The organism is Rhizobacter sp. (assembly GCF_035702065.1).
Classification (GTDB): Bacteria; Pseudomonadota; Gammaproteobacteria; order Burkholderiales; family Burkholderiaceae_C; genus Rhizobacter.
On the sequence record NZ_DASSRA010000007.1, the window covers coordinates 1 to 4,549 of the forward strand.

4 protein-coding genes are annotated in these 4,549 nt (G+C 67.6%); 2 read left to right on the top strand and 2 right to left on the bottom strand.

From position 1 onward, the window contains the following. Both VFL64_RS00340 and VFL64_RS00345 read right to left on the bottom strand, forming a co-directional pair. On the bottom strand, window positions 1-1,236 hold a 1,236-nt coding region (locus VFL64_RS00340; protein WP_489538387.1), incomplete at its 3' end, for a sensor histidine kinase. Window positions 1,237-1,242: 6 nt separating this feature from the next. Beyond that, complete coding sequence (locus VFL64_RS00345; protein WP_489538388.1) at window positions 1,243-1,851, bottom strand: response regulator; 609 nt, start codon at window positions 1,849-1,851, stop codon at window positions 1,243-1,245. Between the two features lie 234 nt (window positions 1,852-2,085). Here VFL64_RS00345 and VFL64_RS00350 point away from each other — a divergent pair, with 234 nt between their 5' ends. Together VFL64_RS00350 and VFL64_RS00355 are read left to right on the top strand one after the other, a co-directional pair. Continuing rightward, entirely contained in the window at window positions 2,086-2,892 is an 807-nt protein-coding gene (locus VFL64_RS00350) for a hypothetical protein (RefSeq protein WP_489538389.1), read from the top strand. 208 nt (window positions 2,893-3,100) lie between these two features. Then, window positions 3,101-4,549: YncE family protein (locus tag VFL64_RS00355; RefSeq protein ID WP_489538390.1), on the top strand; the 1,449-nt coding region annotated here is incomplete at its 3' end.

Genomic DNA, 4,549 nt, shown 5'->3' on the forward strand with positions numbered 1-4,549 from the left:
TTGGTAGAACTCGTCGAACACCTTGGGCAGCTCGTCGGGCGCGATGCCGATGCCGGTGTCCCACACCTCGATGCTGACGGCGCTCTGCCGGGTGCGCGCCACCACCACGATGCCGCCTTCGCGGGTGTAGCGGATGGCGTTGTGGATCAGGTTGGCCAGCACGCGTTCCAGCAGGTGCGGGTCGCTAATGACGATCTTGCCGCCCGGCTTGAAGCGCAGGCCCAGGCCCAGCTCCTCGGCCTGGCCTGCGCAGTGCATGTGCAGCACGCGGAACAGATCGCGGATGGGGAAGGGCTGCAGGTTGGGCTCGATCACGCCGGCGTCGAGCTTGGAGATGTCGAGCATGGAGGTGAAGCTCTGCTCCAGCGCGTCGATGGAGCGGATCATGTTCTTCACCAGCGGCTGCAGCGGCGTGGTGGCGAGCTTCTTCTCCAGCGTGGCAGTGAAGAGGCCCAGCGCGTGCATGGGCTGGCGCAGGTCGTGGCTGGCCGACGCGAGAAAGCGGCTCTTCTCGCGGTTGGCGCGCTCCACCAGGAACACCTGCTGGCGCAAGGCACGCACCAGGGCGTCGTTGTCGAGCTTGGTCTGCAGCTCCTTCATCAGCAGGCGGTGGCGGGTCAGGGCAAAGAAGATGCAGCCTGCGAGGAAGGCCAGCACCAGCACGGCGGTCAGGGTGCCGGTGTGCGTGCCGGCGCGCAGCATGAAGGCCACCGTCGGCACGAGCAGGGGCAGCAGCCAGAGGTAGATGGCCCAGCGGTAAGCCGCCACCGTGTGGGCGCCGGCGGCGGCCAGCACGCACAGCAGCAGCACCAGCGGCAGGGCGGGCAGCAGGGACGGGATGAAGGGCAGGTCGCTGAGCAGGAACCACGGTGCGAAGCCCCAGCCCGCACCGCACAGCAGGATGGCGCCCAGGTAGTGGCCCAGCCAGCGCGGCGCCTGCGCCAGGGCGGCCCGGCCCGCTTGCTTGAAGCGCCAGATCAGCGCGCCCAGCGCGGCCTGGGCGCCCAGCATCACCGTCAGCCAGGCCCACAGGCGTGCGCCGGGCGACCAGAAGACTGCAAACACGAGGACACACACCAAGGCCAGCCCGAGCGACACAGCCAGCTCCACGCGGGCGTGCTTGAAGAGCCGCATCAACTGCGAGGCGCGCGTTCTTTCTCGCCTGCGCTCAGGCCCTTCGTCGGAAGAAGCGTCGGTGGAGCCGGCGGCCGTTGAAGGTGTGAGCTGGAATGACAAGGGCCCTTACCTGAACAGGCTGATCAGGTGCGAGCGCGACTTCACGTCGAGCGCCAGCAGGATGGTCGACACATAGTTCTTGATGGTGCCGAGCGACAGCCCGGTGGCGGTGCTGATCTCCTGGTTGGAGCAGCCGGAGAGCACCAGCTCCAGGATCTCCAGGTGGCGAGGCCCCAGTTCGGCCACCCGGTCGTAGCGCGACGAGCTCGGGAAGCGCGGAAAGCCGCCCGGCGCGCCGCCTTGCGCCGCTGCCACGAGGCCCATCACCGTCTCGCACATGGCGCTGGGGGCCTGGCCCTTGGTGACGTAGCCCACGGCACCGAGCGCGCGCACCTGGCCGATGACGAACTCGTCTTGCGTGCCGCTGATGACGGCCACCCGCGCCTGCGGAAACGCCTCGAGGAACTGCTTCAGACCTTGCAGGCCCTTGCAGTCGGGCATGTTGAGGTCGAGCAGCACGAGGGTGATGCCGGGCTCGCTGCGGTAGATCGAGATCGCGTCGGTGAGCGTGCTGGCCTCGAAGAGCTGCAGCTGCGCGTTGTCGAGCGCACTGAGGCTGGTCACGATGCCGAGGCGCACGAGGGCGTGGTCGTCAACGATCAGTAGTTTTGACATCGTTTGGGGCGGGGCCGCGAAGGCTCCGGCAGAAGCTGTCCCATAAGTCGTCAACACCTGGCTCATGAGATCCCTCTCGACGAGTAGTGCGGGCGCGTATGGTGGATCAAACCGGGGGGCAGGGGCATCCCTAGGAGCGATGATGCGGGTACACCCTGAGCCTCAAACGTCGCGGCAGGCCAACGCCTGGCCTCGGTATGCGATGCTCGTGCGAAGAACTGGAGAAACAAGACGATGAGTTGGATCAGCCTGGCCCTCGCGGCTCTTTTTGCGGCCGTGGTGGCCGTGGCAGCCGGCGCGGTGCTGCGCAGCAGCGTGAGGCAGCGGTCGCAAGTGGCCGCGATGGTGCTGGTGGTGGGTGCGGTGCTCGGGGTGGCGGCGCACTACCTCATCGTGCCGCCGTTGCAGGCGCGTTACGACGCCGGCACGCTCGACGAATCACTCACTCGCAACGCGGCCTTTGCGGCCATCAAGAAGCACGACCCGCAGACGTACGCACGGCTCACCGACGACATGCGTGGCTGGCTGCTCGCCGGCAAGAGCAAGGCCGACATCATCGACCGCGTGAGCGCGGAGGTCACCACGCTGGTGCAGAAGCGCCTGCCGCAGGCTTCGAATGAAGCGGCCACCGAATACATGCGCGTCAAGGTGCAGGAGATGACAGAACTCCGGCAGCGCGGTGGTGACCTCTGCTACCGCTTCCTGTACGCCAAGCCGGCGCAAGGCGTGGACCTGAGCAAGTACGTGGCCGTCAGCACGCTCGATGCCGACACGAGCACGCTGAGCCAGGTGATGCGCACCGCGCTGGTGTCGCCCCAGCCCGTGCCGCAGCAGGCCGAGGTGGCCGCCGCCCTGAAGCCGGTGTTCGAGGCGCTCGCCGGCCGCCATGGCGGCGACCTGGCCATGCTGCAGAACCCGCAGGCCGCGGGTGCCGACCCGGACAAGCTCTGCGCCATCAGCATCGACATGTACAGCGTGATCCTGCAGAGGCCGACGCAGGAAAGCGGCCAGATGATTCGCTACCTGATGGGGCAGAACTAGCGACGGCAGCCAGCGGCTCCGGCTCCCGTTCTTAAAAGTGAACGGAAGCTTAAGTAGAAACGCGAATCGCCCAAATTGCACGTGAGTGCAATTATCAGCTTGCGTTCAGTCGGAGCTGCCTGTTCGCGCCAGGAAGAGACCGCACGGGCTCTTTGACAGCTCCGAACCCCACACAAAGCGTCGCCTGACGGCGCTAAGGAGACTGTCAATGAACACACGTCCGAAGGGCGCCGCGTCGCGGCGTTTCCTGCACTTTCTCGCCTTCTGCGGATTCGGCCTTGGCTTCGGCCTCGGCGCCGCCGCTGCCCAGGCCCAGACCACGCTCTTCCAGCAGAGCTTTGCCAGCGGGCTGGGTTCGTTCAGCTCGGCCGGCAGCGTGTCGACCGCGAACACCGGTGCCACGATGACAGCTGCGCTGCTCACGACTGACGGGAGCATCACCTCGTCGCCCATCAGCACCGTGGGCTATACCGGCATCACGCTGAGCTTCGACCGGGTGACCGCCGGGCTGGACCTGGGTGAGGGCGGCATTGCCGAGGTTTCGGTGAATGGCGGCGCCTACACCCAGCTCGAGTCGACGCGCATCACGACCGCCGGCCGCGTGACCCTCGCGCTGCCGAGCACGGCGGCCAACCAGACCAGCATCCAGCTGCGCTTTCGCGTCAGCGCCAACAGCGCCACCGAGAGCTACCGCGTGAATGCCATCGAGCTCGCCGGCACCCCGAGCGGTGGTGGCGGCGGTGGGTCGGCCACGCGGCCAGCCATCGGCGAGTTCGTGGCCTTCGAGAGCGGGCAGGTCCGCCCGCTGGCCGTGAACAGCACCGGCCAGCGCCTGTATGCGGTGAACACGCCCGACAACCGCGTCGAGGTGTACGACATCAGCGCCACCACGCCCGTGCTGCTTGAATCCATCCCCGTCGGCCTGGAGCCGGTGGCCGTGGCGCTCGCCAACGACGGCCAGCTGTGGGTGGTCAACCACCTGTCCGACAGCGTGAGCATCGTCGACGTGTCGACCAGCCCGGCGCGCGTGGTCAACACGCTGCTGGTGGGCGACGAACCGCGCGACATCGTGTTTGCCGGCACCAACAACAAGTGGGCCTTCATCACCGCCGCGCACCGCGGCCAGAACGCCAGGTTCGACCCGCAGCTCACGACCCCGGGCGTCGGCCGTGCGGACGTGTGGGTCTACAACACCGCCAGCCCCGGCACTGCGCTGGGTGGCACGCCGGCCACGCGCCTGAACATGTTCGGCGACACGCTGCGCGGCCTGGCCCGCAACGCCGACGGCACCCGCGTCTATGCCGCGGTCTTCAACTCCGGCAACAAGACCACCATCCTGACCGACGACATGCAGGAAGGCGGCATCGACAAACCGCCGCCCACCACCGCGGCCGACGGCACGCAGCAGCCGCAAACCGGCCTGATCGTGCAGAAGAACGCCAACGGTGACTGGGTCGACAACGGCGACCCCAAGACCGGCGTGGCGCCGCGCGTCTGGAACAGCCGCGTCAAGATGAACCTGCCCGACTACGACGTCTTCACCATCGACACCACCGGCACGCTGCCCACGGTGACGGGCCGCGTCTCGGGCGTGGGCACCACGCTCTTCAACGTGGCGGTGAACCCCGCCTCGGGCAAGGTCTACGTGAGCAACCAG